This window comes from Stenotrophomonas sp. PS02300, from assembly GCF_029959395.1.
Taxonomy (GTDB): domain Bacteria; phylum Pseudomonadota; class Gammaproteobacteria; order Xanthomonadales; family Xanthomonadaceae; genus Stenotrophomonas; species Stenotrophomonas maltophilia_AD.
In genome coordinates this window covers 1-3,236 of record NZ_JASCOP010000217.1, presented here as the reverse complement: position 1 = coordinate 3,236, position 3,236 = coordinate 1, and the positions used below count along the sequence as shown (strand labels likewise).

The window sequence follows — 3,236 nt, the reverse complement described above, 5'->3', positions numbered from 1 at the left end:
TATCTCTCAAGCTCAGCTTGATGCAGTTGCCCGCCAACTGAACGAGCGGCCCCGCAAGACGTTAGGCTACGAAACACCCGTCGAGCGATACCGACGAACCGTTGCGTCGATCGGTTGAATCCAAGGCTGAAAGCGGACGTCTCAGCGCTAGAACAAGCAATCAGCCATGCTGCGGTCCGCTCTCGCTCCCAGGCATCCATCCATACGCCGTCAGGCTGGGGCCAGGCAAGGTCTTCAACACGCATGGATTCGATAAGCCGTCGCCTTGTTTGCTGCGCTCAAGCCCCATAAGATCGAGCTGAATCAACGGGAAGAGGCGCTGTCCGCTGCGCTTTTGACGAGACGTATAACTGGCCCCTGGGTCTCTGCTATGAGGTAGCTTGCTCCCATGAGCGATTCAAATGTGCAACTTGTTGAACAGGCGATTCCCCTCTGGCACGCCAACATGGCTTGGGCGAAGGCCCTTCTTGTCAGCGCCTTCAAATTTTCTGAGCCACAAGAGATCCTTCGAAAAGAGAACAGTCATCTCCGGCAGGTTCCCGGCACCTGCTGGTTCGTACAACCACACGGAATCGGTGTAGATATCTATAAGGCCCCGGGTGTTGGCGGGATAGACTTCGACTTTGACAAGGTTGATCCGGATGAGTGGCGGCTTGCTCGCTTCATTAAGGCCCAAGTCAATGATGGGCAACTGCCGTATGCCGCGTACCGCATCTTGTTGGACGACGAGCAAGCATTCAAATCCGCAGTCGCTAGCGCCCTGCATCGGGCCAGATAGCCCATTGAAGCCGACGCCGCTGCGCGGGGCGACCAAACTCAGGCGTTGTAAACGACGGTAAGGCGCTCGAGCGTGCCTGGATGTTTGCTGATACGCCGCAGGTTGTTTCGGTTCACGTCGTCGAGCATGGCTCGGCGCACCGTTACTCGCTCAGCTCTTTCATCTTGCCTTCCATGCTTCCAATTCGCCTCATCATCTCGTCATGCTCCGGCGTTCCCTCGCTGCTGTAGAAGGCTCCATCGGCCATTTTTCTGTAAAGGGTGTAGATGGTCATCCTGATTGCATCTTCCATTTGCCATCGTTTCCAGGCCGAAAATGTCCATCGCCTGGCCGCGGACGCGCGCATTCTCGCAACCGCCGATTCGCCAATATCCACGAACTCAATCTCACCGCATGCCTTGGTCCGTCGTGGTACCAGCAGTGCCGCATGCATGAACTGCACGAACTGCTCAAGCTCATCCGCAAGCTCCAACCACGGATCTAGACTTGCATTTCCCATCACGAAGCCTTCCATTGTGTCCGTTGGGCATTCCCTGCTACGGGGCCGCAGTTCGCCTGGCAGGTGCTTATCCTGGCGGGAAACTTACCGGCACGCGGGCCTTGCCGGCCACCGGCTTGCCGTCCTTCAGAAGCGGATTGAAGTGCCAACTGGACGCCGCTTCCATTGCAGCTGCGTCCAGCTCAGGAAATCCACTGGACTTCTCCAGTGCAACTGCCGTAACGGTGCCATCGGCGCTTAGGTCGACGATCAGAACTACGATGCGCGCATCGCGGTCTTCGGGACCACCGGGCGGGTAGGGTGGTGGCGGAGGAGGCGGAGGCGGCGGAGGTGCGGCAAATCCGCTGCCAGACATCGCCACCAGCAGGAGGCTCATCAGAAGGCGCTGCAACGTTGTGCGCGGGACCGAATTCCTGTTGGCATCCATGCGTAATGATCTCTGGGTAGGATCTAGGGCGATGGTACAGCGCTGGCCGCCAGCGCAGAAGTTCCACGCACCGGGCGGCGATGTCACGCATTCGGCAGCCTGCCCGCCCAGTGGGTCAGATCACCGCAACCTTGGCCTTGGCCAGCGCCTCGCGCACCATCCCGTCATTGGCCTCGGTCACCGGCCGCGTCAGCGCCCAAAGGAACTTCACCCGGAACCCGGCCTTCACCGCGTCCTGCGCACTCCACAGCACGCAGTAGTCGCGCGCCAGCCCGCACACATGCACCTCGCGGATGCCGCGTTCGTGCAGCCAGCCGGCCAGGCCGGTAGCCGGGCGGCTGCCGTCCGGACCATGGTTCTCGCGGAACGCGCTATAGGAATCCACGTCCCGGCGGGTGCCCTTGCGCAGGATCAGATCGGCGGGCGTCCAATCCACGCCCGGGTGCAGGGCCGCCCCATCGGTGCCCTGCACGCAATGATCCGGCCACAGCGTCTGCGGCTGCGCATGCAGCAGGATCGCCTCGAACGGCAGCTTGCCCGCGTGCTGGATGGCAAAGGACGCATGCTCTGCCGGGTGCCAGTCCTGGGTCGCCACCACCGTGCGGTACCGGCGCTCGGCCAGCAGGGCGGCAATCGGTGCCACCAGCGCATCGCCGTCTTCGCAGGCCAGCGCGCCACCGGGCATGAAGTCCGGCTGCAGGTCGATTACCAGCAGGGCGACATCGGCGGGCAGGGCGGTCATGGCAGGTCCAGCGCAACGGAGGGGGCAACCAGCGTGGCGGCCCCCTTGGCGTACGTCAATCGCCCTTGGGCGCGTCGCTGTCCTGGCCGTAATACAGCAGCCCGATCTTGATCCGCTCGCGCTGGTTCTCCCGGCGGTGGCGGTTGGCGTCGCGCAGCGAGTACACGCAGCCGCAGTACTCCTGCTGGTAGAACTGCTCGCGCTTGCTGATCTCCACCATGCGCGCCGCGCCGCCGCCCTTGCGCCAGTTGTAATCCCAGTACTGGATGCCGGGGTAGTGGGCTGCTGCGCGGTGGCCGCAGTCGTTGATCTGGTTCATGTCCTTCCAGCGCGAAATGCCCAGCGAACTGCTGATCACCGGAAAGCCATGCTCATGCGCATACAGCGCGGTGCGCACGAAGCGCATGTCGAAACACATCGTGCAGCGGATGCCGCGTTCGGGCTCGTTCTCCATGCCGCGCGCCCGCGCGAACCAGTTGTCGGTGTCGTAGTCGGCGTCGATGAAGGGCACGCCATGCTGTTCGGCGAAGCGGATGTTCTCCTGCTTGCGCAGCTCGTACTCGCGCGCGGGGTGGATATTGGGGTTGTAGAAGAAGATCGTGTAGTCGATCCCCGAGGCGGTAATGGCCTCCATCACCTCGCCCGAGCAGGGCGCGCAGCACGAGTGCAGCAGCAGCTTGTCGTGGCCGCCAGGCAGGGAAAGGGTGGGGCGAATGAAATCGGTCATGCGGACATCCATCGGCCCCCGCCCCCCGCCCCGCGGGGGGGGGGGGCCGGGGGGGCCGGAAGG

5 protein-coding genes and 1 pseudogene are annotated in these 3,236 nt (G+C 62.8%); 2 read left to right on the top strand and 4 right to left on the bottom strand.

Features of this window, described 5'->3' with window-relative positions:
- Both QMX79_RS20410 and QMX79_RS20405 read left to right on the top strand, forming a co-directional pair.
- Nucleotides 1-118, top strand: a pseudogene (locus tag QMX79_RS20410) (IS30 family transposase); the annotation flags it as partial.
- 270 nt (nt 119-388) lie between these two features.
- Nucleotides 389-778, top strand: a complete 390-nt coding sequence (locus tag QMX79_RS20405; RefSeq protein ID WP_282248404.1) for a hypothetical protein — start codon at nt 389-391, stop codon at nt 776-778.
- A 142-nt stretch (nt 779-920) separates the two neighbouring features.
- On the opposite strand, the gene QMX79_RS20400 is transcribed toward QMX79_RS20405, so the two are convergent.
- The 4 genes from QMX79_RS20400 to QMX79_RS20385 all read right to left on the bottom strand — a co-directional run bounded on the left by QMX79_RS20400 (nt 921) and on the right by QMX79_RS20385 (nt 3,173).
- Nucleotides 921-1,292, bottom strand: coding sequence for a hypothetical protein (locus QMX79_RS20400; protein ID WP_282248403.1), 372 nt, complete (start codon nt 1,290-1,292; stop codon nt 921-923).
- Between the two features lie 52 nt (nt 1,293-1,344).
- Nucleotides 1,345-1,653, bottom strand: a complete 309-nt coding sequence (locus tag QMX79_RS20395) for an energy transducer TonB (protein WP_282248402.1) — start codon at nt 1,651-1,653, stop codon at nt 1,345-1,347.
- A 166-nt stretch (nt 1,654-1,819) separates the two neighbouring features.
- On the bottom strand, nt 1,820-2,446 hold the full coding sequence (gene pncA / locus QMX79_RS20390) for a bifunctional nicotinamidase/pyrazinamidase (RefSeq protein ID WP_282248401.1): 627 nt from the start codon (nt 2,444-2,446) through the stop codon (nt 1,820-1,822).
- Nucleotides 2,447-2,501: 55 nt separating this feature from the next.
- The gene (locus QMX79_RS20385) at nt 2,502-3,173 is read right to left on the bottom strand and encodes an epoxyqueuosine reductase QueH (RefSeq protein ID WP_282248400.1); all 672 of its coding nucleotides are present in this window, start codon (nt 3,171-3,173) and stop codon (nt 2,502-2,504) included.
- Nucleotides 3,174-3,236 lie beyond the last annotated feature (63 nt).